The 330-nt window shown below is 53.3% G+C and carries 1 protein-coding gene; it reads left to right on the top strand.

From position 1 onward, the window contains the following. Nucleotides 1-330, top strand: a 330-nt coding sequence (locus tag HMPREF2872_RS09525) for an IS3 family transposase (protein WP_141752881.1), incomplete at both ends; no start/stop codon positions are given.

Below are 330 nucleotides of genomic sequence, written 5' to 3' on the forward strand. Positions count from 1 at the left end.
AACACCCGCTCAAATACCTGCTGCACATCGCAAACCTGCCCCAAAGCAGCTTTTACTACCACCACCAAGACCGGCCCGACCCCGATGCAGCCGACAAAGCCCTTATCGCCGAAATCTACGAACGGCATAAAGGACGCTACGGGCAAAGGCGCATTGCCGTAGTATTGGATTGGAATCGCAAAAAAGTGGCGCGGTTGATGAAGCAGCTAGGACTGAAAGCCCTTATACGGGCGAAAAAAGCCTACCGCCGTCCCACCATGGGCGAAATATCGGAACACCTCCTCAAACGTCTGTTCACAGCCAAAAAACCCAACGAAAAATGGCTGACCG

This window comes from Neisseria sp. HMSC069H12 (assembly GCF_001812735.1).
Taxonomy (GTDB): domain Bacteria; phylum Pseudomonadota; class Gammaproteobacteria; order Burkholderiales; family Neisseriaceae; genus Neisseria; species Neisseria subflava.